Annotated in this window: 19 protein-coding genes, 14 tRNA genes and 3 rRNA genes; 28 read left to right on the plus strand and 8 right to left on the minus strand. The window is 48.9% G+C overall.

Features of this window, described 5'->3' with window-relative positions; all coding sequences use genetic code 11:
- Nucleotides 1-917: 917 nt before the first annotated feature.
- Together H70357_RS03995 and H70357_RS04000 are read right to left on the minus strand one after the other, a co-directional pair.
- The gene (locus H70357_RS03995) at nt 918-2,102 is read right to left on the minus strand and encodes a nucleotidyltransferase domain-containing protein (RefSeq protein WP_038586034.1); all 1,185 of its coding nucleotides are present in this window, start codon (nt 2,100-2,102) and stop codon (nt 918-920) included.
- A 286-nt stretch (nt 2,103-2,388) separates the two neighbouring features.
- Complete coding sequence (locus tag H70357_RS04000) at nt 2,389-2,850, minus strand: hypothetical protein (protein ID WP_038586037.1); 462 nt, start codon at nt 2,848-2,850, stop codon at nt 2,389-2,391.
- A 388-nt stretch (nt 2,851-3,238) separates the two neighbouring features.
- Here H70357_RS04000 and H70357_RS04005 point away from each other — a divergent pair, with 388 nt between their 5' ends.
- From H70357_RS04005 to H70357_RS04020, 4 genes are all read left to right on the plus strand, one after another.
- A complete protein-coding gene (locus H70357_RS04005; protein WP_038598574.1) occupies nt 3,239-4,144 on the plus strand; it encodes an aminoglycoside phosphotransferase family protein in 906 nt (301 codons plus the stop codon).
- 158 nt (nt 4,145-4,302) lie between these two features.
- Nucleotides 4,303-4,743 (plus strand): HEAT repeat domain-containing protein, encoded by a 441-nt coding sequence (locus H70357_RS04010; RefSeq protein ID WP_038586039.1) that lies wholly within the window; start codon nt 4,303-4,305, stop codon nt 4,741-4,743.
- Nucleotides 4,744-4,920: 177 nt separating this feature from the next.
- The gene (locus H70357_RS04015) at nt 4,921-5,517 is read left to right on the plus strand and encodes a hypothetical protein (RefSeq protein WP_038598577.1); all 597 of its coding nucleotides are present in this window, start codon (nt 4,921-4,923) and stop codon (nt 5,515-5,517) included.
- Between the two features lie 74 nt (nt 5,518-5,591).
- Nucleotides 5,592-6,485: a CPBP family intramembrane glutamic endopeptidase gene (locus H70357_RS04020; protein ID WP_038586042.1), complete on the plus strand. Its 894-nt coding sequence runs from the start codon at nt 5,592-5,594 to the stop codon at nt 6,483-6,485.
- A 119-nt stretch (nt 6,486-6,604) separates the two neighbouring features.
- On the opposite strand, the gene H70357_RS04025 is transcribed toward H70357_RS04020, so the two are convergent.
- Nucleotides 6,605-8,146 (minus strand): acetate--CoA ligase, encoded by a 1,542-nt coding sequence (locus tag H70357_RS04025; RefSeq protein WP_052092437.1) that lies wholly within the window; start codon nt 8,144-8,146, stop codon nt 6,605-6,607.
- Between the two features lie 680 nt (nt 8,147-8,826).
- Here H70357_RS04025 and H70357_RS35655 point away from each other — a divergent pair.
- The 3 genes from H70357_RS35655 to H70357_RS04040 all read left to right on the plus strand — a co-directional run bounded on the left by H70357_RS35655 (nt 8,827) and on the right by H70357_RS04040 (nt 10,785).
- Nucleotides 8,827-9,345 carry a hypothetical protein gene (locus H70357_RS35655; RefSeq protein ID WP_156130811.1) on the plus strand — a complete coding sequence of 173 codons (519 nt, stop codon included), beginning with the start codon at nt 8,827-8,829 and terminating at the stop codon, nt 9,343-9,345.
- Between the two features lie 57 nt (nt 9,346-9,402).
- Entirely contained in the window at nt 9,403-9,930 is a 528-nt protein-coding gene (locus H70357_RS04035; RefSeq protein WP_038586051.1) for a GNAT family N-acetyltransferase, read from the plus strand.
- A gap of 159 nt (nt 9,931-10,089) precedes the next feature.
- A complete protein-coding gene (locus H70357_RS04040) occupies nt 10,090-10,785 on the plus strand; it encodes a stalk domain-containing protein (RefSeq protein WP_038586054.1) in 696 nt (231 codons plus the stop codon).
- Nucleotides 10,786-10,877: 92 nt separating this feature from the next.
- Here the strand turns inward: H70357_RS04040 and H70357_RS34975 are convergent, their stop codons facing one another.
- Nucleotides 10,878-11,003, minus strand: a complete 126-nt coding sequence (locus tag H70357_RS34975; RefSeq protein ID WP_076114486.1) for a DUF4023 family protein — start codon at nt 11,001-11,003, stop codon at nt 10,878-10,880.
- Between the two features lie 271 nt (nt 11,004-11,274).
- Here H70357_RS34975 and H70357_RS04045 point away from each other — a divergent pair, with 271 nt between their 5' ends.
- From H70357_RS04045 to H70357_RS04135, 19 genes are all read left to right on the plus strand, one after another.
- Nucleotides 11,275-11,928 (plus strand): TetR/AcrR family transcriptional regulator, encoded by a 654-nt coding sequence (locus H70357_RS04045; protein WP_038586057.1) that lies wholly within the window; start codon nt 11,275-11,277, stop codon nt 11,926-11,928.
- 13 nt (nt 11,929-11,941) lie between these two features.
- Nucleotides 11,942-13,150: an Acg family FMN-binding oxidoreductase gene (locus tag H70357_RS04050; protein ID WP_038586060.1), complete on the plus strand. Its 1,209-nt coding sequence runs from the start codon at nt 11,942-11,944 to the stop codon at nt 13,148-13,150.
- A 310-nt stretch (nt 13,151-13,460) separates the two neighbouring features.
- A 16S ribosomal RNA gene (locus H70357_RS04055) occupies nt 13,461-15,016 on the plus strand.
- A 245-nt stretch (nt 15,017-15,261) separates the two neighbouring features.
- A 23S ribosomal RNA gene (locus H70357_RS04060) occupies nt 15,262-18,187 on the plus strand.
- Nucleotides 18,188-18,265: 78 nt separating this feature from the next.
- Nucleotides 18,266-18,382: ribosomal RNA gene (rrf, locus tag H70357_RS04065) — 5S ribosomal RNA — on the plus strand.
- The 16S, 23S and 5S rRNA genes sit together here with 14 tRNA genes alongside, the layout of an rRNA operon.
- A gap of 57 nt (nt 18,383-18,439) precedes the next feature.
- A tRNA-Ile gene (locus H70357_RS04070) sits at nt 18,440-18,516 on the plus strand.
- 3 nt (nt 18,517-18,519) lie between these two features.
- Nucleotides 18,520-18,595 (plus strand) — tRNA-Asn (locus tag H70357_RS04075).
- Nucleotides 18,596-18,599: 4 nt separating this feature from the next.
- A tRNA-Ser gene (locus H70357_RS04080) sits at nt 18,600-18,692 on the plus strand.
- Nucleotides 18,693-18,710: 18 nt separating this feature from the next.
- A tRNA-Glu gene (locus tag H70357_RS04085) sits at nt 18,711-18,782 on the plus strand.
- Between the two features lie 6 nt (nt 18,783-18,788).
- A tRNA-Val gene (locus tag H70357_RS04090) sits at nt 18,789-18,864 on the plus strand.
- 83 nt (nt 18,865-18,947) lie between these two features.
- Nucleotides 18,948-19,024: transfer RNA gene (locus tag H70357_RS04095), tRNA-Met, on the plus strand.
- A gap of 4 nt (nt 19,025-19,028) precedes the next feature.
- Nucleotides 19,029-19,106 (plus strand) — tRNA-Asp (locus H70357_RS04100).
- 112 nt (nt 19,107-19,218) lie between these two features.
- A tRNA-Gln gene (locus tag H70357_RS04105) sits at nt 19,219-19,293 on the plus strand.
- 9 nt (nt 19,294-19,302) lie between these two features.
- Nucleotides 19,303-19,378: transfer RNA gene (locus H70357_RS04110), tRNA-Lys, on the plus strand.
- 14 nt (nt 19,379-19,392) lie between these two features.
- Nucleotides 19,393-19,476 (plus strand) — tRNA-Leu (locus H70357_RS04115).
- Nucleotides 19,477-19,483: 7 nt separating this feature from the next.
- Nucleotides 19,484-19,558: transfer RNA gene (locus H70357_RS04120), tRNA-Gly, on the plus strand.
- A 10-nt stretch (nt 19,559-19,568) separates the two neighbouring features.
- Nucleotides 19,569-19,645, plus strand: a tRNA-Arg gene (locus tag H70357_RS04125).
- Between the two features lie 13 nt (nt 19,646-19,658).
- Nucleotides 19,659-19,732, plus strand: a tRNA-Pro gene (locus H70357_RS04130).
- Between the two features lie 12 nt (nt 19,733-19,744).
- Nucleotides 19,745-19,815, plus strand: a tRNA-Gly gene (locus H70357_RS04135).
- 70 nt (nt 19,816-19,885) lie between these two features.
- On the opposite strand, the gene H70357_RS04140 is transcribed toward H70357_RS04135, so the two are convergent.
- Together H70357_RS04140 and H70357_RS37020 are read right to left on the minus strand one after the other, a co-directional pair.
- Complete coding sequence (locus tag H70357_RS04140) at nt 19,886-20,839, minus strand: IS3 family transposase (RefSeq protein WP_442950466.1); 954 nt, start codon at nt 20,837-20,839, stop codon at nt 19,886-19,888.
- Nucleotides 20,722-21,063 (minus strand): transposase, encoded by a 342-nt coding sequence (locus tag H70357_RS37020; protein WP_038586069.1) that lies wholly within the window; start codon nt 21,061-21,063, stop codon nt 20,722-20,724. The genes H70357_RS04140 and H70357_RS37020 overlap by 118 nt, the downstream gene beginning before the upstream one ends.
- 261 nt (nt 21,064-21,324) lie before the next feature.
- On the opposite strand from H70357_RS37020, the gene H70357_RS04150 reads away from it, so the two are divergent.
- Nucleotides 21,325-21,852: a DUF2569 family protein gene (locus H70357_RS04150; RefSeq protein ID WP_038586072.1), complete on the plus strand. Its 528-nt coding sequence runs from the start codon at nt 21,325-21,327 to the stop codon at nt 21,850-21,852.
- Between the two features lie 184 nt (nt 21,853-22,036).
- Nucleotides 22,037-22,990: a helix-turn-helix transcriptional regulator gene (locus tag H70357_RS04155; protein ID WP_038586074.1), complete on the plus strand. Its 954-nt coding sequence runs from the start codon at nt 22,037-22,039 to the stop codon at nt 22,988-22,990.
- A 94-nt stretch (nt 22,991-23,084) separates the two neighbouring features.
- Here H70357_RS04155 and katA read toward each other — a convergent pair whose 3' ends face one another.
- Both katA and glgP read right to left on the minus strand, forming a co-directional pair.
- Nucleotides 23,085-24,542 carry a catalase KatA gene (gene katA, locus H70357_RS04160; protein WP_038586077.1) on the minus strand — a complete coding sequence of 486 codons (1,458 nt, stop codon included), beginning with the start codon at nt 24,540-24,542 and terminating at the stop codon, nt 23,085-23,087.
- A 434-nt stretch (nt 24,543-24,976) separates the two neighbouring features.
- Nucleotides 24,977-26,593: an alpha-glucan family phosphorylase gene (glgP, locus tag H70357_RS04165; protein WP_038586082.1), complete on the minus strand. Its 1,617-nt coding sequence runs from the start codon at nt 26,591-26,593 to the stop codon at nt 24,977-24,979.
- Between the last annotated feature and the right edge of the window lie 64 nt (nt 26,594-26,657).

Raw genomic sequence — 26,657 nt, forward strand, 5'->3', positions numbered from 1 at the left:
GATTGAACTTGAGAATATACATTTAGGGAAAAGCGGCGGAGGGGAAGTATGGAATTGGAGGAGTGACAGCGGCCGGAAGTCCAAACATTCTCTATAGTCACGGCCAATCCCAAAATAGAAGAATTATAAGTTCAATCTATATAGAACTTTATTTTCTCCTGACATCTAGTGTATGAAGTACACCAGATTCCTTGATAGTTCTTACTATAAATAGTGAAAATGCTCTCTAAGCCCATCGACGCTATAACAGAGCTCAGCTTCCGCATATGGGCACTGGGTGTTCGACACACACAATTTGGGGCACGCGCAATGCTTACTCACCCAATGCTCGGCACTTATGTATCGGTTTACCCAACGCCCCGCACACGCGGTACTCCGCTCACTCAAAACTCAGTTCACCCAACGCCTCACACACGCGATACCCTGCTCACCCATCGCCACACACATACTTCTCTTGTGCCGTCCTCCGATTAAGCACGCGAAATCATCACTCCGCCGCAATCCCAAGGTTAGCTTATATAGATGAAGGTTTGATTTGGACAGCAGCCGAGTTAGATGTAGTTACTGCAGCTATTTGGTGCCGCGGCGGCCGTTTTTAGGAGTTAGATGTAGTCTGTGCAACTAAAAACAGGAATTTGCTCACTTTTAGCTGAATTCCTCAAAATAGATGTAAGGAGTGCAATTATATCCATATCGAACACGAAAAGCTGTATTATAACTGCACGAAATACAACTAACCAAACAAAGGGTGGAACCCGAACTCCCACCTGTACTCGCACTCGAACCGCACTATGAACTCGAACCGCACTATGAACCCAAAGCCAAACCCAAGCCACAGGCGTGTATCTCCGTCCACGTTGTACAATTGTATTTGGCCCGCCCTGTAGCAGCTGCCTTATCACACTTATGTAAATATGTTAATTCTCTTTGCCGGTTAGTTTCCGCCAAGTCCATAAGAAGGGGCGTAGGGGGAAATAAAGAAAATGCAGTGGCTTCGGCAGGGGCAGCGTTTTCTCATCCACCGCGTAAGGATAAAGGAAGCCCGCTGCATACAGGAACTGATGCCACGGCGTAAGAATCGCCGGCTGATAGTATTTGTAATGCCGCTCCACCTCGGGCTCCAGGGGCGGATTGTGCAGATTAACCATACGTGCCACATAAAAGAGTGCAAGCTGTGCCAACCGGTGAGCCTTCGGCTTGTCCGTCAACCCGGACAGACCGGGAGCAATCGGCGCCTCCAGCAAATCCGCCGCGAGGATCAAGGCTTGCCCACCAACGCTGTCGTAATTATAACGCCGGAGCAGCCCGGTCAACACGCCGGCGTCGGGCTCTTGCAGAAGCAGCTGTTTGATATCCAACAGCCATCTCAGCCTCGACCAGCCATGCCTTGCCCCATGCGCAGCCAGAAACAGGAACAAATCCTCCCTGCCCAAGTAATGGACGTTTTGTCCGAGCTGGCTGCTTGTCCGTGCATGTTTCCAAAGCTCATCAAAATCCGGCTCCTTAGAAGGCCCGGGACTTAATCGCCAATGAACCTCAACCTTGATGTTTTTGGCGGGGTGATTGAAGGTGTTGTGATGTTCGCGCCACTTCCAGTCTCCCAATATGCTCTCGAATTCCTCTTCTTTCACGTAACCGAGAGAGACCAGCAATGCTTCCGTCTCGGTCAGCTGTTCCATCGGCACAATAAAATCGAGGTCACGCGAGGTGCGCAGCGAGATATCACCGTATAAATCCTGTGCAAGCACCGGACCCTTCAGAAACAGAGAACGGATATTCAGCCGGGCAAGCGATTCGCCGATATTCCCCATTTCACCGCTGAGCTGAAGCATTTGGACGGTATTTCTGCGGTACTCCCATTTCAAACGCTGGGTAACCAACGACGGTACAGATTCACCTTGCATGCGGCTAAGCTTGGGATATAAAAAAGGATAAACGCGGTGATGCAGCGATAGCCGGATCATCAGCTCCCAGTCGATATCCGCGAACCGCTCCGGATTCCGCTCCGCCATATCATCGATGCTGTCAGCTTTAAGAAGTGCAAGAAGAAGTAATACTTCCTTAGATAAGCTCCTTTTATCAAGGGTATACCGGTCAGTCATAGAGACTCTCCTTAGTGGAATGTGAACAGATCCGTTGGCGGATTTGTTCTATTTAAAGAACGCATTGTGAGCGTAACACCGTCATCCGAAATTTGTCAATTTTTAAGTTGGAGATGCGCATTGCACTTACATTGGGCATGTCTTTAATTAAACATACAATGTGCAATAGAAGCATATAAGAAACTCTATGATTGCCCAAATCCACAATGAAAATTCAAACCCTGGAAGCAGTCTGTCGGACGTGTTTACCATTCTCCATCTCGTTGTAGAGCACCCGGATGCCTCTTTATGGATGCCGATTTCCTTCCCGGGAAAAGAGGCCTGTTCTACCGTTTGCCCTAATCCCTTCGATCCATTGTGCGGTATGGTCCACGTTCCAGGCGGCAGCTTCTTCGTGCTCTCCAGAGAGATAGCTGATACGGAGCAGGGAGGAACCCGCTTTTCCGGTTTTGCCCAGATGGGTACGTACGGCCTCCACCCTGTTTATCGTTTCGAGAGGAATGGTTAAGCTTTTGACTGGAAAATACATCTTGAACATCAGGGAATCTTTGGTCAAGGCCAGCCAGCCGTTTCCGCGGAATTGACCTGGGCCTAGGGAAGAAAGACCATAGAAGTTAGCCAAACGCTCAGAAAATATGATCTCACAGGCGCTCATCTGCTTCCGTACCTGTAGGAATCTCAAGACTAGTCCAACCAATGCAAGGACCGCAATGCAGCCTGCTGCAATAACTGCCGGAATGATTACCACCCTCCTTCTCCTGTTTCTTATTTCGAAAAGATTAGGACTGCAGTGAATCCGTCTGCGCAAATATTTTACCACTTTCATCCATTACAGGGAAATGAGATCCCCCACTTTTCGAGTAGATAATTCTGATTTTGGCCAGTTAATACTGCATTTCCAGTAGCGTCCATTTATGTTAAGATATTTATCCGATGCCACAAGAAGAGGAGAGCGACACTGATGTTGCCTGAACTGGCGAAAAAAATAGTTATAAGTAGAAGCTTGTTTGGGGAATCTCTGTCTTCTAGATTTATCTTATTATCTTAGCGGTTAAAAAAGGTTGAGCCGGATTAGGCTGCTTATGTGTAAACTGGGTTCTTGGAGAGGAACATTAATGCTTAAGGGGGAGAGGGAATTGCATGAGGAACTAAGCGGAATTCACGGGGCGGAATCGTGGACAATCGTTGAACCAGTACTTAAGGGCTGGTCGAAGGATAAAAAGTATTATGTCGAGGATGAGGCCGGGCGCAAGCTGCTGCTGAGGATCTCAGACATTGAAGCCTTCCAGCGGAAGCAGGCAGAGCATCAGCTTGTGAAGCTGTTTAATGAGCTTGATTTTCCGATGTCGCGGGTGATTGATTTCGGAACATGCGGCCAAGGCAGGTATACCTATATGCTGCTGACGTGGGTAGAGGGTCGTCCGCTGGAGGACTGTCTGCTTACGCTAACGGCTAAGGAACAGTATGAGCTTGGCGTGGAGGCGGGAAAGATATTGAAGCTGATGCACTCCATCCCGAATAGCAATGACCTTCCTCAATGGGAAGTACAGATGCAGGCGAAGATTCTGGCCCGGATCAAAGAATACGAAGACTGCCCGTATCATTTGGAGGGCGATGAGCAAGCTATTGCTTATGTAAAAGAAAATATCGGGCTTATCCATAATGTGAAAAAGGTCTACCAGCACGGGGACTTTCACATGGGCAATCTCATCTACACTCCTGAAGGCGGGATTGGAGTAATTGACTTTAACCGCTGGGATAACGGAGATTATGTTGAAGAGTTCTATAAGCTGCAGTTTTTTGACAGAGACCGGAGCGTTCCGTTTGCCGTAGGCAAGCTTGAAGGATATTTCGAAGGGACGCCTCCAGAGGAATTTTGGAACAGGCAGGCGCTGTACGTGGCCTACAGCTCGCTTTTTTCGATTAAGTGGTCGATCCCCTTTGGGGCAGCCGACATTGAATGCATGATGACCCGCGGCAGGATGGCGCTGGAGGATTATGATTATTTCAGTAGAGTCATTCCGCGCTGGTATCAGGCGTAAGGCACATCGAAGATGTCTGCAATCTATAGAAGACGAAGGCGATTCTGCAGGATTTTTTTTACGGCGTATTAATGTTTGGCCAAAAGATTGAAATCAAGGAGTGCAGTACGGTAGAATTGCACTATCAGCAGATTTAACCAAGAAGGGGATTGTATCGTTTGAATAATGAAGAAGTGAACCAAGAGCTGCCCGAGAATTACGAGGAGCTGAAGAAAGCCGCCGGCCGTTCGGCGGATTGGAGAGCGCGTCTTGCTGCAGTGGAAGAGCTGGGACAGACGAAGCACAAACAAATTATCGATATTCTGAATCGCCTGATGATTAGCGATCCTGTATATACCGTTCAAGAAGCTGCGTATGAGAAGCTGAAAGCCTTCGGCGAAGATGTGAAGGTGCCGTCGAAGAATAAGGCAGAGCTGTTCAGAGGCGTATCCAAGATTGCGCTGCGCATCAAGAAGAGTCTCCCTAAAGACCATTCGTATGAAGAGTTCAAGGAAAAGCTGAAGAAGATGAGAATCGACGTCTACGATGCTTACGAAGGTGAGAAGGGCGAGGATTTCGATCAATGGCTGGAGAAGTTGTGGATTTCAGCGACGAAATAGTTAGCAGTAATATAGCGGGGAGCCAAGGACTGGACAAGTCCTTGGCTCTTTCGTTTTTAGTTCCAGCCGCCACTCCATTGCTAAGCCCGGCGGATATATAGTAAGGTGGCAAGAGGAAGAGAACGGAACATTGCAGCAGCAATCTTTTCCTATATCAATTACACAAAGGATGACAACATGAACACTAACCCATCAACCGAACCGCTCTTTGAGCAATTTCAGGAATTTCTTAAGCTCTCCGGGGAATTGCGCCCCAATTATATTGCCAGCCTGGGAAGCCGTCCGGAAGACGGTAACTCTTCAATCAGCAGTATCGTACCCGAAGTGCCGGAGCTTCTAGAAGTAATCTACAGCGCGGTTTCCGGTACCGGCAGCGATGAGGAAGAACCGAGCCTGGTTGAGTTCATACCGGGATACAGGCTGATTCATATCAAGGAATATAAGCAGGAAATGCAGGTGCTGGCAGGCATTCTGGAGGAGAAGGGCCACCGGACAGACGGAGTGATTCTTCCGATCTTGACCAATTACGGCAGCGACTTTATTTGCTACTACCGGTCCACTGACGGAACGGAGCGGATTTGCGACCTGCTGCATGACTACGGCGACCTGGTTGTGATGTATGATTCACCGCAGAAATTTCTGGAGACGTTATGCGAATTCTATAAGCAGGAAGTTTATTTTTTAGATGAGGAAGGTTATCTCGACTGCGATTTGGTTAAAGAAGGCGAGGTAGGTGCAGTCCTCAATCCGGCTGCGGAATATTGGGCGGAATAATCCAAATCTGTTGCAGGTTTTCTTCCTTTTTTACCGTCTAATGGACAGACTGGTAAAGGGAAGGTGCAGGTTAAATGCATAATCTATTTAGAAATAAAAACCGCCAAATCAGAGCAGGATGGGAGATACTGCTGCTGACAGCGGCAATATTTGCTATTACAATGATTGTCTCATTTGGGGTCTCGCTGCGGGTGGATTCCCGGCAATGGTTCGACCAGGACGGCTGGGTGCGGATATTCAAATCAAATGGTCTTTATATGTTGATCACCGTATGGTTTACGGTACGTGTCCTGCATAAACTTCCCTTAATCTCTATTGGACTCCCGCGGCCTGACGGAGCCAGATTCATTCAAGGATTCATTAGCGGAATGCTACTCTTGACATGTATTTCTCTGCTGCTGTGGGGGTTCGGCTCAGCAACCTTTCAGGGGGAGTGGGCCAACCCTCAATTTATGCGGCTAGATATGGTTGATCTGGTCATCACCGCAGTCATAGCTGGAATCTGCGAAGAAATTCTGTTCAGAGGATTTATTCAGCATCTGCTGGCTAGTCGCGTGGGCCTTTATTGGGCCGTAGCCATCACCTCAGTACTGTTCTCACTGGCGCATATGGCCAATCCGGGCTACAACGGGATATGCTTTCTTAATATTGTGTTGATAGCCCTTATCTTCTCAACGATGGTCATCCGGACAGGAAACTTATATTTTGCGATAGCCCTGCACATCTCGTGGAATCTGTTTCAAGGGTATGTACTGGGCATCGCAGTCAGCGGAAATACACCACATGGGTTGTATTCGCTGAAATTAACGGGTGCCGATTGGATGACTGGAGGAGATTTTGGAGTAGAGGGAAGTCTTGTAACAACGCTTGTGCTTGGGTTGGTTTTTGTTTTTATGCTATTGGCTGTCAAACGCGGAGCGGGGATGAGGAATACGATGGGCAAGGGCTTCGGTTCAGTTAATCGTTGATGTCGCTGCTGCGTTAAGCAGTCCGAATGATAAAATAGATACTATACCTGCAACAAAGAGCAGCCCGGTTCCGGGCTGCTCTTTGTTAGGTTTACACACTGATACGATACTTAAATCCATTACCCCTGCACAGACCGCTTCTCCTGCTCCCGCAGCTCAATTCTCCGTATTTTGCCGGAAGTAGTCTTCGGAAGATCTGTGATGAACTCAATTTTGCGCGGATATTTATAAGGGGCTGTCATTTCCTTGACATGACTCTGCAATTCCTTAATCAGCTCCGGTGTGCCTGCGCTATTGTCCTTCAGTACGACAAAGGCTTTTACGATCGAGCCGCGGATCTCATCAGGGCTGGCCACAACTGCGCATTCTTTAACCATGGCATGCTTCATCAGGGCCTCTTCCACTTCAAAAGGACCGATGGTGTAGCCTGAGCTGATGATGATATCGTCTCCCCGGCCTTCAAACCAGAAATAGCCATCCTCATCTTTGCGTGCCCGGTCTCCGGTGACAAAATACTCCCCGTGGGAGCAATTCGCCTTGCGTTCAGGGTCTTTGTAATAGTTCTGGAACAGGGCAGGCATGCTCAAATGCACGGCGATATCGCCGACAACACCCGCAGGAACCGGCTGCCCTTCCTCGTTAATCACCTCGACAATGCCCGGCGCGATGGATTGGCCCATGGACCCTACACGGATAGGCTGATCCTTCAACGCAGCGATGATCAGCGTGCTTTCCGTCTGGCCATAGCCGTCGCGGATGGTAATGTCGAAATGCTGTTGGAAGGTGCGGATGACCTCCTCGTTCAGAGGTTCGCCGGCGGATACGGCACAGCGCAGTTTGGACAGGTCATATTGCGGCAGCCCTTCCGTTTTGGCCATTAAACGGTATTCCGTCGGAGTGCAGCATAATACCTGAATGGCTTGATCCTGAAGCAGCTGCAGATACCGGTCCGGATGGAATGGACCATTGTAGACAAAACCGGTGGCTCCATTGCCAAGTACACTTAAAAACGGACTCCAGATCCATTTTTGCCAGCCCGGTGCTGCAGTTGCCCAGACGGTATCTGATTCGCGGATGTCCAGCCATAGGGACGAGGTGATCCGCAGATGTGCATATCCCCAGCCATGTGTATGAACTACGGCTTTAGGGTTGCCGGTAGTGCCGGAGGTATAAGCAAGGATGGCAATATCGTCGCGGCGGCTGGCTACGGCCGGGAAAGTATCCGGCTTGTCCGCCATAAGGCTCTCCAAACTGATCCAGCCTTCAGCAAGGTCATCTTCATTTCCGGATACGGAGAGACGGTAATCCAAGGCCGGCAGATCTTCGGCGATTTTGTTAACTTCTGCGGTAACTTCAGACCAGACGATTACAGCTCTCGCTTCCGAATGGCGCAGGCGGTAGGATAAATCCTTCGCCCGGAGCATCTCGGAGGAAGGGATAACGGCGAGCCCGAGCTTCAGGCAGGCGAGATAGATTGCGTAGGCAATAATGCGGCGCGGAACCATGACCAGCACGCGGTCACCTTGTTGAAGTCCGAGTTCTTTAAGGCCGCCGGCAAGCCGGTTAGCTTGTCCTAGCAGCTCCCCGTAGGTAATTTCCTCGTACCCGCCATCCTCATGCAACCATTTAAGCGCAATCTTATCGGAAGGATGCTGTTCCATTTCCGAAGTCAGATTGTAGAATTCCGGTGCGATCCAATGCTGATTGTCCAAATGAACCTCTCCTATATAAACGTAATGGTATATCCATACTCTATAGTATAGCACTTTACTTAGTACCAGATGCTAATTAGAGGTAATGAGAAGGTGGGTAAGAGAAGGTTCTGTGACTATTTTGTTATAATGCCTATAAAAAGGATGACGGCCTGAGAGAAACGATCATAGAATTAATGTTTGTGTATAGTACCTTGGCGCAGGGTGAGCAGGATTATGATTCGCTTGGGGCCAGCAGAATATGCTCGGCATTTGCGCAGGCTTGAGAGTTTTTCGCAGATCCGTGCTTTGGTTATCCCCTCCTGAGCGAAGCGGAAGCCTGGATTTAGGTGTATCGCCATCTGCAGTTGCATTACAAAGATATCTGAGAGGAGAAAAATGTAATTTATAGTCATAATTTGAGGAAAATTATCAAAATTGAGACTATTCAAGCTTTGTAAGACTTATAATATATAGATTAAAGAACTTCACGAAAGATAAGGAGACTCCAGCATGCTTTTTAAACCGATCCCTCTTATAACGGGATTCTTAACAATGTCCTGCTTATTGTCAGCCTGCAGTAGCCAGCCAGCGGCTGCCGGTAATCTTTCAGCTGATTCTTCGTCCATTTCGTCACCTTTCGTTTCACGGTGGCCCAAGCTAATCCTGGCGCTTCCGTCATACCGGCTGTTCCCGGACCGTCTAACTCAGCGGCGGAATCAAATGCACTTTCTATTCAATTAAAAGGAACGACTTATTTCTTCCCAGGCCACAATGTTGCGACGAAGCGTTGTAATTTTGCGGCGGCAACCTCAACCGGGATCGTCTGGTCACCTGCTCCCCCAATGGAGGGGGAAGGTACTGATCCGGCTGGTATTCCGCTGGAGCCTTTCACCATTTATCTTAGCGATCCGGCGGATAATATTGAGATTCTCTCCTTTCGTGCCGCAGGCGGTTACTTCTATAGTTGGGGAATCGAGGAACAGGACAAGCTATATGTATCGGTGAGCCAGCGTCCTGACGGCGATGGCAGCTATGAATATGAGGTATATGTATATTCCTTTAAACAGGAACAGAAGACGCAAATGAAACAGTTTATGTTAGATAACGGTATGATTAAGTTTCAATATAATGGCAGGTCATATTCCGTCAAGCTGCAGCAGGGCTAGACCTTTTGAACAGCAGTCCAAACGATACACACTTTATTAGAAAGCAGGCAGTTGATTATGGGCCCTACAACCTTTGATGAGATATTTGGTATTATGAAATCTTCTTTTCCAGTGAATGAAATCAGAACCTACAGCGGGCAGCGATCTTTGCTGCATAACCCTAACTACCGCCTGTTCACTGAGCAGGATGCCAAGGGGAGGACGCTCGCCTTTTTGGCGGCGTGGGAGTTTCCGGCTCTGCGTTTTGTCGAGCATATAGCAGTAGATCCCGGCATCAGGGGAGGAGGACTCGGCAAAAAGCTGATGCTCAATTATATCGGCCGTTCGGACATTCCTATTCTGCTGGAGGTAGAGCCGCCAAGCGGGGAACTGGAGCAGCGGAGAATCGGGTTTTATGAGCGGCTTGGCTTTCACCTCAATGCCTATGAGTATAACCAGCCGCCGCTCCGTACAGGACAGGCTGATCTGCCGCTGCGCATTATGACGTATCCCCGCCCGATAAACCGGGAGGAATTCCATCAGTACAGGGAAATCCTGTACACAGAGGTGTATAAAGTTACAACACCAGACAGCCGTCCATACTGATTCTACCCATAAACAGCCCGCGCTATCGCTAAGATAGGCGGGCTGTTCTGCTTGGAAATCCTTCTTTACAATCCGGATACAAGTTAGAAACAAGTTCATGATTAAATTGAACTATAGCAAAGGACATAACAAACCAACTCGCAAGGGAGACGATATTCAATGAAAAGCAAAAAAATGATCATAGCAACGATGGTATTCGGTATGGCGGTTACGGGCTCGGCAGGTGTGTACGCAGGAACAAATCTGCAAAAGATTAGTGCCTATCTGAACCACAGCATTGGCTTCCAGGTAAACGGAGCGGCTTATACGCCGGTAGACGGCAATGGCAAAACACTGGCTCCTATTACTTATAATAATACGACTTACTTGCCTGTACGTGCGATGGCGGATGTGCTGAAGGTGCCGGTGGCCTTCGACGCCTCATCCAACCAGGTGATCCTGGGTACCAATAACAGCTCAGCTGTTACGTTGGCCGCCGTTCCATACAGTGCTGCGCAAAAACAGGAGATCACCAAGGCATTCGCAAACTTTCAGGGTTTTGAGACTGCTTATGCTCCACTCAAAATGACCAGCGGAGATACTTTCCAGAAAGTTGACGGCAGCGGGGATGGGGTAAGCTTCCTGTTCAAACATATGAGAGTGGTTATTTCTCCCCGCGATTACTCTGATTCGTATGATGGAACTACAGTGAAGCTGTCGAACGGAGCGGAAGGCAAATGGTACACACCTAGTGATCTTGCGATGATGACCTTCAAAGTAGCTGACCGCTATGTCACCATCAGCTCCCCGGATAAATCGTTGAGTAAAGCACAGTTGGAGAATGTAGCCGTAAGCGTGGCGAAACTGAGCAAGTAAACACCAGTCCTTCGGATCTAAGGTCAATAAAGGTCTTCGGCAAAAAAAGAGGATGTCTGTCAAAGCCACTCGCTTTGCAGACATCCTCTTGTCTATTTATTCGTACTATGTTGTATATTGGGCAGCTTCGATTCGGGTGACCCTTTCCCCCGGCGTTTGTTCTTCTCCGCCTTCCGCTGATTCTCCTGAAACTTCTCCACAAATTCGTGAGTATTCATGCTGAACCTCCTAAAAGTATTGTGAGCATCCGCTTCTCGGGTCCACTTCGTACATAACTTGCTTCGGAAGCATAGGCCTTAACCAACCTGCTGTTTGTTACTGTAACCATATAGGCGTCAAATCATTCACGTTGAGCGATAAGTGACTGTTCAACATGCAGTTGGTCTTTTCTGTAGCAATCCAATGGTTGACAAAACATTTAAAAGGGAGCAAAGTAAACTAATAGTTTACTTAACAACACTGCAGTGTAATATGGGGGCGGAAAAACCATTGGGAATCGATCAACGCAGGGAGAAGGAAAAACAGATCCGCCGAAATGACATCCTGGAAGCGGCGGAGCATGTCTTTTTTGCCAAAGGATACAATCAGGCGACCATGGACGATGTGGCTAAAGCGGCTGAGTTCAGCAAAAGAACCGTATACGTGTATTTCAACAGCAAGGAGCAAATCTATTTTGAAATTATGATTCGGGGCTATAGGCTGATGATCGGTTTGCTGAAGCAGAAGATCCAGAATGCAGGCGCAGTTACAGTTACAGCTATAGAGAGTCTGAGGCAAATGGGAGATGTTTTTTACAGCTTCAGCAGGCAGCATCCGGAATACTTCAAGGCCATTATTGAATATGAGACCGCAGAGATCGATTTTGAGAGTGGGGTGACGGACGAGGCGAGGAATGAATGTTATGCTCTGGGTGAAGAAATGACGGAATATTTGGTTGGACTTTTGCGTCAGGGAATGGATGAGGGGGAGATCCGCAAGGACCTGGATGTGGTAAAAACAGCGCTCGTACTTTGGTCTTGTGTAATTGGTGTGCTGAATACTGCACATAAGAAGGAAAAATACATCCGCCACATGCATTCTACAACACCGGATGAGCTGGTTTCGGCAGCATTTGCTCTCATGCTTGAGTCTATCCGTAACTAAAGGGGGAGAGAACGTGAAAGGGATAAGGTGGAGAAGAGGGGTGATTCTCATTCTTTCAGCGATTGGCGTTTTGCTTGTCATAACTTTTGCTTCATTAATGTTCATTAGCGGATTCTTCCGGGAGCAGAAGTATCTGCAGCCTTGGAAGCCAAGCTACTCTGCTGCAATCACGGACCCGAGGGTGCAATTGGCGGCGCATGGGCTTTTGGCTGCCAGCAGCCACAACATGCAGCCTTGGAAGATCAAATTGGACAGCAGCAATCCGCTGAAGTTTGCTCTGTATGCGGATAGTGAACGTTTATCGCCTGCAGTTGATCCATATGCGCGGCAGTTCATGGTTTCGCAGGGGACTTTTTTAGAATATGTCAGGGTTGCTGGAGAAGAACTGGGTTATAAGACAGCGATTGAGCTGTTTCCGGAAGGTGACTATGATGAGAAGAGACTTGTGCAGAGTATGCGTACCAAACCTGTAGCGGTCATCACTCTCACCAGAATGAACTCCGTGAGCCATCCGCTCTACCCGTATTTATTCCTTTCGGACACTAACAGAGGGGCTTGCCGATCGGATGCACTGCGTGCTGAGCAGGTGGATGAGCTGCAGGGTCTTCAAGAGAATAAGGATATTTCCATAAAAATTGTTCAAGATCCGGATAATAAGAAGCGGCTCGCAAAATACATAACAGAAGCATCTATTGTTGAGGCGGGCGTCGAGCCTGTCATGGAAGAGTCTGCAAGGATATTCAGATCTAATGAAAAAGAGAAGAATAAATATCGTTATGGCTTCTCCGTAGAGGGGCAGGGAACGGATGGAATTATGCGTCATATGCTGCAAGGTTTGGTTACACTGTTTCCTTCGCTGAACAAGGGAGAGGCTGCTTCCAAGCAATTCATCACATCGACTGAAACTTCCGTAAACAATACGCCTGCCTTTGCCATGATTCGTTCTGCCGACAACAGCCGTTTGAGCCAGGTCCGCAGCGGAATGTTATACAGCAGGCTGGTTCTGTCCGCTCACCGTTTGGGCCTTGCCATACAGCCCTTAAGCCAGGCGTTGGAGGAATATCCCGAAATGAGCCGGCTATACAGCGATATTCACCGCAGTTATGCAGCGGATGGAGAGACCATTCAAATGCTCGTACGTATCGGTATTCCAGTAAAGGGAGCGCCTTTAAGCTTGAGAAGAGATGTGCACGAACTGCTAATCAGCGAATCTTCAGAATAATAAAGCTGAAAAGGGGGAATATAAATAAAGTGTTGCATTGTTCTGAAATACATGATATATTCTATTTCTGGCCGCGAAACATCAACGCCGGGCTCGAAAAAGAAGTTGAAAAAAAGAGCTTGCATTGATCGGCTGGATGTGATATATTATAAGAGTTGCTGGTGACGAGATAAACGACACTGACAACGAGCTTGATCTTTGAAAACTGAACAACGAGTGAGTATGGAAATCACGCAAGTGAGATCCAAAATTAGAGAATGTAAATTCTCGTCAGATGTTTCAAATTGAGCAATCGCTCTTTCTAAATACCAATTTGGAGAGTTTGATCCTGGCTCAGGACGAACGCTGGCGGCGTGCCTAATACATGCAAGTCGAGCGGAGTTATGATGGAGCTTGCTCCGGATTAACTTAGCGGCGGACGGGTGAGTAACACGTAGGCAACCTACCTCTTTGACTGGGATAACTACCGGAAACGGTAGCTAATACCGGATAATTCCTTTGTTCACATGGACGGAGGATGAAAGGCGGAGCAATCTGCTACAAGGAGATGGGCCTGCGGCGCATTAGCTAGTTGGTGGGGTAACGGCTCACCAAGGCGACGATGCGTAGCCGACCTGAGAGGGTGAACGGCCACACTGGGACTGAGACACGGCCCAGACTCCTACGGGAGGCAGCAGTAGGGAATCTTCCGCAATGGGCGAAAGCCTGACGGAGCAACGCCGCGTGAGTGATGAAGGTTTTCGGATCGTAAAGCTCTGTTGCCAGGGAAGAACGTCCGGTAGAGTAACTGCTACCGGAGTGACGGTACCTGAGAAGAAAGCCCCGGCTAACTACGTGCCAGCAGCCGCGGTAATACGTAGGGGGCAAGCGTTGTCCGGAATTATTGGGCGTAAAGCGCGCGCAGGCGGCTATTTAAGTCTGGTGTTTAAACCTTGGGCTCAACCTGAGGTCGCACTGGAAACTGGGTGGCTTGAGTACAGAAGAGGAAAGTGGAATTCCACGTGTAGCGGTGAAATGCGTAGATATGTGGAGGAACACCAGTGGCGAAGGCGACTTTCTGGGCTGTAACTGACGCTGAGGCGCGAAAGCGTGGGGAGCAAACAGGATTAGATACCCTGGTAGTCCACGCCGTAAACGATGAGTGCTAGGTGTTAGGGGTTTCGATACCCTTGGTGCCGAAGTTAACACAGTAAGCACTCCGCCTGGGGAGTACGGTCGCAAGACTGAAACTCAAAGGAATTGACGGGGACCCGCACAAGCAGTGGAGTATGTGGTTTAATTCGAAGCAACGCGAAGAACCTTACCAGGTCTTGACATCCCTCTGAATCCATTAGAGATAGTGGCGGCCTTCGGGACAGAGGAGACAGGTGGTGCATGGTTGTCGTCAGCTCGTGTCGTGAGATGTTGGGTTAAGTCCCGCAACGAGCGCAACCCTTGACTTTAGTTGCCAGCAGGTTAAGCTGGGCACTCTAGAGTGACTGCCGGTGACAAACCGGAGGAAGGTGGGGATGACGTCAAATCATCATGCCCCTTATGACCTGGGCTACACACGTACTACAATGGCCGGTACAACGGGAAGCGAAGCCGCGAGGTGGAGCCAATCCCAGCAAAGCCGGTCTCAGTTCGGATTGCAGGCTGCAACTCGCCTGCATGAAGTCGGAATTGCTAGTAATCGCGGATCAGCATGCCGCGGTGAATACGTTCCCGGGTCTTGTACACACCGCCCGTCACACCACGAGAGTTTACAACACCCGAAGTCGGTGGGGTAACCCGCAAGGGAGCCAGCCGCCGAAGGTGGGGTAGATGATTGGGGTGAAGTCGTAACAAGGTAGCCGTATCGGAAGGTGCGGCTGGATCACCTCCTTTCTATGGAGAATCGTTTCCTGCAACGGAAACATTCAAATCGGAAGTATTACTTCCAAAACTCAGGTTTAGGCCTGTTACTCACTCGTTGGTCAGTTTTGAGAGTTTAAGCTCTCAAGTAACACCTTGATCCTTGAAAACTGGATACCGAAACGAATTTGCGTTTTAGAACATTCCTTTAAGCTGAACTTGTGTAAACAAGTTTGTATTATAGCGATGCTAGCGATTTCCCTAACGGAAAACGCATTGGTTAAGCTAATAAGAGCACACGGAGGATGCCTAGGCGCCAGGAGCCGACGAAGGACGTGGCGAACAACGAAACTGCCTCGGGGAGCTGTAAGCAAGCTTTGATCCGGGGGTGTCCGAATGGGGAAACCCAGCTGTGGTAATTCGCAGTTACTTCTCCCTGAATACATAGGGGAGATAGAGGCAGACCAGGGGAACTGAAACATCTAAGTACCCTGAGGAAGAGAAAACAATAGTGATTCCGTCAGTAGCGGCGAGCGAACGCGGAACAGCCTAAACCAAGGGGCTTGCCTCTTGGGGTTGTGGGACGTCTCACATGGAGTTACAAAGGAATATGGTAGGTGAAGAGGTCTGGAAAGGCCCGCGATAGAGGTAAAAGCCCTGTAGCCTAAACTGTGTTCTCTCCGAGACGGATCCCGAGTAGTGCGGGGCACGTGAAACCCCGTATGAATCCAGCAGGACCATCTGCTAAGGCTAAATACTACCTGGCGACCGATAGTGAAACAGTACCGTGAGGGAAAGGTGAAAAGCACCCCGGAAGGGGAGTGAAATAGAACCTGAAACCGTGTGCTTACAAAAAGTCAGAGCCCTATTAATGGGTGATGGCGTGCCTTTTGTAGAATGAACCGGCGAGTTACGTTTAACATGCAAGGTTAAGGTGAGAAGCCGGAGCCGCAGCGAAAGCGAGTCTGAATAGGGCGATTTAGTATGTGGACGTAGACCCGAAACCGTGTGATCTACCCCTGTCCAGGGTGAAGGTGCGGTAACACGCACTGGAGGCCCGAACCCACGTATGTTGAAAAATGCGGGGATGAGGTGGGGGTAGCGGAGAAATTCCAATCGAACTCGGAGATAGCTGGTTCTCCCCGAAATAGCTTTAGGGCTAGCCTCGGTGAATGGAGTGGTGGAGGTAGAGCACTGATTGGGTGCGGGGCCCGCAAGGGTTACCAAGCTCAGTCAAACTCCGAATGCCATTAACTTCTTGCCGGGAGTCAGACAGTGAGTGCTAAGATCCATTGTCAAAAGGGAAACAGCCCAGACCATCAGCTAAGGTCCCCAAGTGTGTGTTAAGTGGGAAAGGATGTGGAGTTGCACAGACAACCAGGATGTTGGCTTAGAAGCAGCCACCATTGAAAGAGTGCGTAATAGCTCACTGGTCGAGTGACTCTGCGCCGAAAATGTAACGGGGCTAAACACACCACCGAAGCTATGGCTAGATGCTTTGCATCTGGGGTAGGGGAGCGTTGTATGCAGGTTGAAGGTGTACCGTAAGGAGCGCTGGACAGCATACAAGTGAGAATGCCGGTATGAGTAACGAAAAGATCAGTGAGAATCTGATCCGCCGAAAGCCCAAGGTTTCCTGAGGAAGGCTCGTCCGCTCAGGGTAAGTCGGGACCTAAGGCGAGGCCGAAAGGCGTAGTCGAAGGACAACAGTTTGAAATTACTGTACCACCGTAATCCGCTATGAGCGATGGGGTGACGCAGGAGGGTAGTGACGCGGACTGATGGATGTCCGTCTAAGCAGTGAGGCTGGTGTGTAGGCAAATCCGCACACCGTAAGGCTGGGCTGTGATGGGGAGCGAAAATTATAGTAGCGAAGGTCATGATCTCACACTGCCAAGAAAAGCCTCTAGCCAGGAGAAGGTGCCCGTACCGCAAACCGACACAGGTAGGCGAGAAGAGAATTCTAAGGCGCGCGGAAGAACTCTCGTTAAGGAACTCGGCAAAATGACCCCGTAACTTCGGGAGAAGGGGTGCCTCGGTAGGGTGAATAGCCCGAGGGGGCCGCAGTGAAAAGGCCCAAGCGACTGTTTAGCAAAAACACAGGTCTGTGCGAAGCCGCAAGGCGAAGTATACGGGCTGACGCCTGCCCGGTGCTGGAAGGTTAAGGGGAGCGGTTAGGAGTAATCCGAAGCTGTGAACCGAAGCCCCAGTAAACGGCGGCCGTAACTATAACGGTCCTAAGGTAGCGAAATTCCTTGTCAGGTAAATTCTGACCCGCACGAATGGCGTAACGACTTGGGCGCTGTCTCAACGAGAGATCCGGTGAAATTTTAATACCTGTGAAGATGCAGGTTACCCGCGACAAGACGGAAAGACCCCATGGAGCTTTACTGCAGCTTGATATTGAATTTGGGTACGATCTGTACAGGATAGGTGGGAGCCGTAGAGGCAGGAGCGCAAGCTTCTGCGGAGGCGCCGTTGGGATACCACCCTGATCGTATCTAGGTTCTAACCTAGTGCCCTAATCGGGTACGGGGACCGTGTCAGGCGGGCAGTTTGACTGGGGCGGTCGCCTCCTAAAGAGTAACGGAGGCGTTCAAAGGTTCCCTCAGAATGGTTGGAAATCATTCGAAGAGTGCAAAGGCATAAGGGAGCTTGACTGCGAGACCAACAAGTCGAGCAGGGACGAAAGTCGGACTTAGTGATCCGGTGGTACCGCATGGAAGGGCCATCGCTCAACGGATAAAAGCTACCCTGGGGATAACAGGCTTATCTCCCCCAAGAGTCCACATCGACGGGGAGGTTTGGCACCTCGATGTCGGCTCATCGCATCCTGGGGCTGAAGTAGGTCCCAAGGGTTGGGCTGTTCGCCCATTAAAGCGGTACGCGAGCTGGGTTCAGAACGTCGTGAGACAGTTCGGTCCCTATCTGTCGTGGGCGCAGGAAATTTGAGAGGAGCTGTCCTTAGTACGAGAGGACCGGGATGGACGTACCGCTGGTGCATCAGTTGTTCCGCCAGGAGCATGGCTGAGTAGCTACGTACGGACGGGATAAGCGCTGAAAGCATCTAAGCGTGAAGCCCCCCTCAAGATGAGATTTCCCAATTAGTAAGACCCCTTGAAGACGACGAGGTAGATAGGTTGGAGGTGGAAGTGCAGCAATGCATGGAGCTGACCAATACTAATCGGTCGAGGGCTTATCCAACTAGTAAAGACGCAGATTCGTTTCGGATTCAGTTTTCAGGAATTAAGGTTCCTGAAGCATTTACGCTGTAAATGCCCGTTTGGTGGCGATAGCGGAGGGGTTCCACGCGTACCCATCCCGAACACGACCGTTAAGCCCTCCAGCGCCGATGGTACTTGGACCGAAGGGTCCTGGGAGAGTAGGACGCCGCCAAGCGGACAACCACACACACTGTGGTATTTTTTTTGCCCTTAATATTTGTATACGGTAGAAGGGCCTTTAGCTCAGCTGGTTAGAGCGCACCCCTGATAAGGGTGAGGTCGGTGGTTCGAGTCCACTAAGGCCCACCATTTTCCCTGATAGCTCAGTTGGTAGAGCACTCGACTGTTAATCGAGTTGTCACAGGTTCGAGTCCTGTTCGGGGAGCCATTATGGAGAGGTGTCCGAGTTTGGCCGAAGGAGCACGATTGGAAATCGTGTAGGCGCCACAAGCGTCTCGAGGGTTCGAATCCCTCTCTCTCCGCCACAAATTTTCAACAAGCATGGCCCGTTGGTCAAGGGGTTAAGACACCTCCCTTTCACGGAGGTAACATGGGTTCGAATCCCATACGGGTCATATCATGGAGGCTTAGCTCAGCTGGGAGAGCATCTGCCTTACAAGCAGAGGGTCGGGGGTTCGATCCCCTCAGCCTCCACCATAACATTTCCCTAAGAAGCTGAAGCTTCGCAATGGATTCCAGGTGTTTTTCTGGGACCGAAAGGGAACAATAACTTTTACTGACGCGGGGTGGAGCAGCCCGGTAGCTCGTCGGGCTCATAACCCGAAGGCCGCAGGTTCAAATCCTGCCCCCGCAACCAATTTGGAACCGTGGTGTAGTTGGCCTAACATGCCTGCCTGTCACGCAGGAGATCGCGGGTTCGAATCCCGTCGGTTCCGCCATTAGTATGGCATCAGGGATCAGAAGTATAAGCTTCGCAAGAATTACTTTGCAATCTCGCAACGAAGTGCAGAGTATCCGCCCTGTTCCGTGTTTTTAGCTAATTATAAATATTGGGGATTAGCCAAGCGGTAAGGCAACGGACTTTGACTCCGTCATGCATAGGTTCAAATCCTATATCCCCAGCCATTTTCATGAGAGCCATTAGCTCAGTTGGTAGAGCACCTGACTTTTAATCAGGGTGTCGAAGGTTCGAGTCCTTCATGGCTCACCATTTCTTTAAAGTGTGCGCGTGTGGCGGAATGGCAGACGCACCAGACTTAGGATCTGGCGTTTTACGACGTGGGGGTTCAAGTCCCTTCACGCGCACCATGTTTTTGCGGACGTGGCTCAGCGGTAGAGCATCGCCTTGCCAAGGCGAGGGTCGCGGGTTCGATTCCCGTCGTCCGCTCCATATAGATTTTGCGCCCTTAGCTCAGCTGGATAGAGCGTTTGACTACGAATCAAAAGGCCGGGAGTTCGAATCTCTCAGGGCGCGCCATTTTTAATATTAACGGGATGTAGCTCAGCTTGGTAGAGCACCTGGTTTGGGACCAGGGGGTCGCATGTTCAAATCGTGTCATCCCGATTGTACACCTATGCGGGTGTAGTTCAATGGTAGAACTTCAGCCTTCCAAGCTGATAGCGTGGGTTCGATTCCCATCACCCGCTTAACAGAATAAACCACAAAAAAAGCCTGCGATATGGTCATACCCCTGTCAAGAAGACAGATGAAAAAAAGCTAAGCAGCCAGCGCGTGCCGATACTCGATCGGCGCGCGCTGTTTGAGTTTCGCCTGGAAACGTTGGTAATTATAAAAGTAGATATACTCCTCGACGGCTTGATGAATCTCTGCTTCTGACTTAAACTGGTGAAGGTACAACTTTTCTGTCTTCAGATGCGAAAAGAAGGATTCGATGCAGGCGTTATCTAGGCAGGTTGCTTTGCGAGAGTGGCTGCCCTTGACGCTGAATGCCTCTAATCGTGTGTTGTACGCCTGAGACGTGTATTGGAAGCCTTGGTCCGAATGGAGTACGGCTTCAGACACGTCTCTTTTTCGTGTCCACTGTTCAACTGTATCCAGGACGAGTTTTACGTCGTTTCGCTCTGAGATCTGCCAGGCCACAATTTCATTGTTAAACAGGTCCTGAATGGCGGACAGATAATAAAAGCGCGTGCCGTCTGAGATATACGTAATGTCGGTTACCAGCTTCTGTTGAGGAGCTGTCGCATGAAACTGGCGCTTTAATCGGTTAGGATAGACCACGGAAGGAGCATAGCTCGAGCGATTCCTTTTCTTTCGAATGACCGACTGGATCGACAGTTCTTTCATGAGCCGCCACACCTTCTTGTGGTTGACGAGGTAGCCGGCCTCCCACAGGGCTGTTCGCATTCGAGGATATCCAAAATAGGGATGGGCTAAGTGAACGGCCACCATATGCTCTTTAATTGCGTGCTCCTGCGCATGGGCTTCAATCCGCTGAGCCTGTGTACCTCGCCACTTGTAGTAGTTTGCTCGAGATACACCTGCAATAGCTAATAGGCGGGTAACGCCATGCTGGTCACGTAGCTCTTCGATTACGGCGTATTTGTCTTGTAGCCCGAACTTCGCTCCGTTAACAGATTTGGATACCGCTTTTTTAAGTAATCCACCTGTGCCTTCAAGTAATCTCGTTCTTCTTCGATACTGGCAAATGTAGTACGAGGACGTCCTTTCAAAGGGTTTGTTGTACCCTTACGTGTATCAAATGGCTCTCCAATCCGATATTTCTTTACCCATACTTTAAGCTGGGTACAACTCGCAATCCCCAACCTTTCTGCGACTACCTTGTAGCTCTCTACTCCTTTAAGATAGGTTTGAATAGCCTCTACCTTGAATTCCTCTGAGTACGATTGAAATACTTGTCCCTTTTTCGCCATACAAAAACCCCCTCCAAGTTCACTCATTTCCTCATGTTAACACAGGAGGTTTTTTACGAGTGTCTACTTGAAGGGGATAATACCAATATGCAAGGCTTTTTTTGTGCTGTGTGCTCAAGAGTCATGCAGCAGCTACAGTCTAGTGAAATTAGGAAAGTTAGAGTGGGACAATACTATACATAATAAGTTCCAATAAACCGATTATAAGTTATAATTGCCCATTTTTTCATGGGATAGTAATAAAGTTGAAGGGACGTAGTAATGGTGGATTCGAAATTCAATTTAGATGCATTATCGGGCAGTTCTATTTCAAACGATACAGAGATACATAAAGCGTATGGGCATCAAGGTTTTGGGGGCTGGCTCATTTTTTTTCAAATCAGCATTTGGCTGGGATTCATACTAGTGATATTTAAATTTTCAAAGGATTTAGTTTTGGATGAATTTTCATCAATAATGAAAGTAACAGAGAAAAGCTGGGAGTTATCGCCAGAATATGTTTTTTCTCATTGGCTTGCATATTTGCAAAATCCTTTTTTCATTGTGCTGCTGCTCGTCATAATATTTTTGTTTTATTTTAAGAAGAAACAGACCATTCATTGGGTTAGAGGATACCTGATCGTAATATCACTGATTTCGATTGCAAATTGTTGGTTAAGTTATTATTCGGGCAATTATTATATAGGTGAGCCTTTAATTATGGTGACGATCGTTTCTGTAATAAAAAATCTAATCTGGACTGCTTACTTTACTTTATCTGAAAGAGTTGAGAATACATTTGATCAATAGCTAATCGCAAAGGGAAAGCAAACTAATTAATAGTAGCTTGACGAACACGTTGGGAGATAGTTCCTTCGTGTTTTTTTGTCTGCCGGAAAGTGTGTTTCGTGACAGCCAGCGGGTCTGTGAAGCTGGTATATTAGATTTACGATATCGGGCTTCAATGATCAGGAAGTATTAAGGAGCAACTCAAATGAAAGATAAAGTAATTCGAATCTTCAGAATTATTAATGCGATTCAATCTAATCCTGGTATTACGGCGACAGATTTGGCTTTCAGATGTGATGTGAACGTTAGAACGATCTACAGGGATCTTGAGATCATCAGCCATTTTGCGCCCGTTACGAATGAGGGTAGAGGCACTGGCTATAAGTTTCTTGGTAAGTTCTTTCTCTATCCGCTTGATTTTTCCGAGCAGGAAGCGTTGGCATTCTCTCTTTTACCTTCTGTACTCAATGAGGACAAAATCCCTCCGGGTTTCCATACAGCTTATGACAAAGTAATGGGTACACATATGAAGGAGAAATCCAGGCAGAATGGGATTCTGGAGAACATTGCCGACATCATTCAGATGGGCACACCCGCCTATCGTAAAGAAAGCCGGAATTTTCTCCAGCCGATTATAGGGGCGATTGTGGAGCAGCGGCGGATCCGAGCTGTATATCACTCGCAGTCGCGCGATGCGACAACGGAACGTGAGATCGATCCCTATTATTTGATTCCGCGTGATCAGCGCTTTTACCTCATTGGGTATTGCCACCTTAAAAAGGCCATCCGAACCTTCAGAATCAGCCGTTTTCTGGACGTGGAGGTAATGGAGGCGAGCTTCGACAAGGGGAACTTCAATATTAAGAAATATTTGAAAAATACATGGTCCATTGACCGCGGCAATAAAAACATAAAGTTCAAGGTGCGGTTCCAGCCGGAGATTGCCCGCTATATTAAGGAAGAGGAACTGTTTGTTCATCCGCGGATGAGCGATGAGCCGGATGGCAGTCTGCTGTTCGAAGTGACTGTGAACAATGAAAAAGAATTCATGAAATGGATATTGCAATACGGGCCAAATGCCGAAATCCTGGAGCCGACATCGGCCAGAGTGGAGCTAAAGCACCGGCTGGAGCATTGGATGAGTATTTATAAGGAATAGGAGTAAAGTATCCTCTTGATCCTGATCTAAACACCGTCATTTTTAGGGCAACAAGAAACCCCGAATCCTCAAGGTCCGGGGTTTTGCATATGATTTATTCAGCTAGAGGTACAGGCAATCCCAGACCTTCGGCGATGCGCTGACCGAATTCAGGATCGGCTTTGTAAAAGTGGCCGATCTGGCGGATTTTGATCTCATCAAACTCGACAGGAGTCATGGCACCGACAATATTGCGGACAAGACGCGCACTTTCCTCTTCGCTCAGCAGCCGGTAGAGGTCGCCTGCTTGTGTATAATGATCATCGTGATCATAAGGGACACTGTCTGCCTGACCGGAAACGTTGTATGGAGCTGGTTTATGCTGCGGAGATTCCGTTGCTCCGCCGAAGCTGTTAGGTTCATAATAGACAGAGCTGCCGCCGTTGCTGCCAGAGTTCATTGCACCGTCACGCTGATTGTTGTTGACCTCGGCAATAGGCCGGTTGATCGGCAATTGGTTATGATTCGCACCTACCCGGTAGCGGTGGGCATCGGCATAGGCGAATAGGCGGCCTTGCAGCATTTTGTCGGGGGATGCTTCAATGCCCGGAACAAAAGAACCAGGAGAGAAGGTAGCCTGCTCTACTTCTGCGAAATAATTTTCCGGATTGCGGTCCAGGACCATACGGCCAACCTCAATTAATGGATATTCCTTCTGCGACCATACCTTGGTCACATCGAATGGGTCGAAACGGTACGTGTCGGCATCCTCTACAGGCATAATCTGCACATGCAGTCTCCATGCCGGGAAATCTCCTTTATCAATTGCGTTGAACAAATCCTCTGTATGATAATCCGGGTTCTCCCCGGCAATTTGTGCCGCCAGATTTACATCAAGATTTCTTACGCCCTGTTCAGTTTTGAAATGGTATTTCACCCAGACAGCCTTGCCTTCGGCATTCACCCATTTGAAGGTGTGGCTGCCGAACCCGTGCATATGACGGAGTGTAGCCGGGATGCCGCGGTCGGACATAAGAATGGTTACCTGATGCAGGGATTCAGGAGATAGAGACCAGAAATCCCAAACAGCATTCGGATTCTTCAAATGAGTCTGCGGGTGACGTTTCTGGGTATGGATGAAATCCGGGAATTTGATCGCATCGCGAATGAAGAAGACCGGTGTATTGTTGCCGACGAGATCATAATTTCCTTCTTCCGTGTAGAACTTTACTGCAAACCCGCGTGGATCGCGGACCGTGTCGGAAGAGCCCAGCTCTCCGGCAACGGTGGAAAAACGAATGAACATTGGCGTGCGTTTGCCGACTTCGGACAGGAATGCTGCCTTGGTATATTGTGACAAATCCTGAGTGACTTCAAAATATCCATGAGCACCGGCTCCTTTAGCGTGGACAACACGTTCAGGAACACGCTCCCTGTTAAAGTGGGCCAATTTCTCCAGCAGATGAACATCCTGCAGCAAGGTAGGTCCACGGGAGCCTGCGGTCATTGAGTTCTGGTTGTCTCCGACAGGAGCACCCCAGCTTGTTGTAAGTTTGTTATTGCTCTGACTCATGAATACAATCACCTCGTAATAAGATTTGATTTTAGATTTAGTATAAGTTCTATAATAACAAATAAAACGGGAAAAGCAATTCTTTTTTATAATGATTTTAATTAACAATATGCGGAAATGGGTTGAATCATGATAATGGGAAAAGAGGCACGTCCGATGAGGGAAGCTCGAGTTGTAATCACCTAAGTTAATAAGGATGTGGTAAAGGATATTCATGAATGTTGTTGAAAGTAAGGGGAATTCATTGCAGGAATGGGGAGGAAGCGAGATTGGAGAAGCGCAGTATCATACGCTTCATTAATGCAATCATCTTAAAGAAGACCGCATACAAATAACTCCCATCCGCAGCAGCGGACGGGAGCAGGGTAAAAGCAGGATAGGCTAAGGCGTCAGAGAAGCAATATACTAAAGATTGACGCTGAAAAATACGCTGCTTAGCCTTTGATATACATTCTGCTGTAATATTCATCCAGCATACGTTTGCTCGCGAATTCAACACGAGTGGTCTCGATACTCTTGCGCATCATTTGTACCCATTTCTCCCGGTTGTCATAGAAGGTAGGGAGCACGCGGTTCAAGAGGGTGTCGTAAAGCGCGTCGCTGTCATGCTTGTCGAGCACTTCGAAATCGGTGGTCTCGAAGCCGTCGCCAATCTGCCAGCCATTCTCGCCGTCAATGCAGGCTTCCGGCCACCAGCCATCCAGAATCGAGCAGTTGAGGACGCCGTTCATAGCCGCTTTCATTCCGGAGGTGCCGCTGGCTTCCAGCGGTCTGCGCGGATTGTTGAGCCAGATGTCGGAGCCGCGGGTCAGCTGTGCCCCAATGGTCATATCGTAGTTTTCCAGGAAAACGACACTTTTCGGATATTTTTTCATCATCGCCACGAGATTGCTGACGATTTTTTTGCCGTTGTCATCCAACGGATGGGCTTTGCCGGAGAAGACGATTTGGATTTTTCCGTCCCTCAGGTAAGGCTCAATGACTTCCGGCTGGGAGAAAATCAGGTCGCTGCGTTTGTAAGGAGCGGCGCGGCGGGAGAAGCCGATAAGCAGATTGTCCGCATTCAGGGCGATGCCGGAGCGTTCCTCGATGAACCCGACCAGCTCATTTTTAATTTCTTTATGCGTGGCCCAAAGATCCCCGTTCTCCTCAAAGGTGCGGGTAATCCGTTCGTCCACCCAGGTAGGGGTATGAATGGCATTAGTAATGCCGATGATCTCCGATCTGCCGGCAACTTCCTTCCACATTTTGTTCGCAGTATCAGCGTGAAGCTGGGCCACTGCATTGGAAATGCGCGACAACCGCAGACCGGCTACGGTCATATTGAAAGGATCTCCACCGATACGTTCCATTTGATCGCGGGTTAAGCCATTGAATGCGCCCATATACTCGAGGCGGTCGAGCGGATGCGTTTCATTGCCTTCCTTGATGGGTGTATGGGTAGTGAATACAACTTCTTCCCGGGTAGCTTTCCAGGCTTCCTCAAAGGTACTGCCGCCGGACATTTTTTCACGGATCAGCTCGATGGCGGCCAGTGCCGCATGTCCTTCATTGAAGTGATAGACATCAATCGGAATTTGCAGTGCACGCATTGCTTTAACGCCGCCAATCCCAAGAACGATTTCCTGAGCGATCCGTTCTTCGCCGAACCAGCCGTACAGTTGGCCTGTAATCCAGGCATCGCTGTTCTCGGGAATATCCGTGTCCAGCAGGTACAGCGGGTTGTTGCCAAACTGCTCAGTCTTCCACACTTTACAGACAACATCGATTTTTCTAACTTTAACCGTTACTTTAACCCCTGTATCTTCAAGGAAATCATAAACATAGTTGTGATAGGAGTCATACGGATTGCCGTGGGCATCAATCTTTTGATCCGTGTACCCTTGCTTCCACTTCAGCCCGATTGGAATGATAGGAGCGTTGATATCCTTCGCGCCCTTGATGTAATCTCCGGCCAGGATGCCCAGGCCTCCGGCGTACATTTTGAAATCGGAATGCAGGCCATACTCCATGCTGAAATAAGCAACTGACGGTAATTGGTTCTCGTTCACTTGATAAGCCTCCTAATACGAATTAGATTATAATCTGGTATTGCTGTAGGCTCAATCTAAGGTG

This window comes from Paenibacillus sp. FSL H7-0357, assembly GCF_000758525.1.
Taxonomy (GTDB): Bacteria; Bacillota; Bacilli; order Paenibacillales; family Paenibacillaceae; genus Paenibacillus_AQ.

What these genes read in the sequence shown, in the direction of transcription:
- H70357_RS04020 (WP_038586042.1), top strand. Translation starts at nt 5,592, where the DNA reads ATGCATAATCTATTTAGAAATAAAAACCGCCAAATCAGAGCAGGATGG.
- H70357_RS04155 (WP_038586074.1), top strand. Translation starts at nt 22,037, where the DNA reads ATGAAAGATAAAGTAATTCGAATCTTCAGAATTATTAATGCGATTCAA.
- H70357_RS04150 (WP_038586072.1), top strand. Translation starts at nt 21,325, where the DNA reads ATGGTGGATTCGAAATTCAATTTAGATGCATTATCGGGCAGTTCTATT.
- H70357_RS04040 (WP_038586054.1), top strand. Translation starts at nt 10,090, where the DNA reads ATGAAAAGCAAAAAAATGATCATAGCAACGATGGTATTCGGTATGGCG.
- katA (WP_038586077.1), bottom strand. Translation starts at nt 24,542, where the DNA reads ATGAGTCAGAGCAATAACAAACTTACAACAAGCTGGGGTGCTCCTGTC.
- H70357_RS37020 (WP_038586069.1), bottom strand. Translation starts at nt 21,063, where the DNA reads ATGGCGAAAAAGGGACAAGTATTTCAATCGTACTCAGAGGAATTCAAG.
- H70357_RS04035 (WP_038586051.1), top strand. Translation starts at nt 9,403, where the DNA reads ATGGGCCCTACAACCTTTGATGAGATATTTGGTATTATGAAATCTTCT.
- H70357_RS04015 (WP_038598577.1), top strand. Translation starts at nt 4,921, where the DNA reads ATGAACACTAACCCATCAACCGAACCGCTCTTTGAGCAATTTCAGGAA.
- H70357_RS34975 (WP_076114486.1), bottom strand. Translation starts at nt 11,003, where the DNA reads ATGAATACTCACGAATTTGTGGAGAAGTTTCAGGAGAATCAGCGGAAG.
- H70357_RS04025 (WP_052092437.1), bottom strand. Translation starts at nt 8,146, where the DNA reads ATGGAACAGCATCCTTCCGATAAGATTGCGCTTAAATGGTTGCATGAG.
- H70357_RS03995 (WP_038586034.1), bottom strand. Translation starts at nt 2,102, where the DNA reads ATGACTGACCGGTATACCCTTGATAAAAGGAGCTTATCTAAGGAAGTA.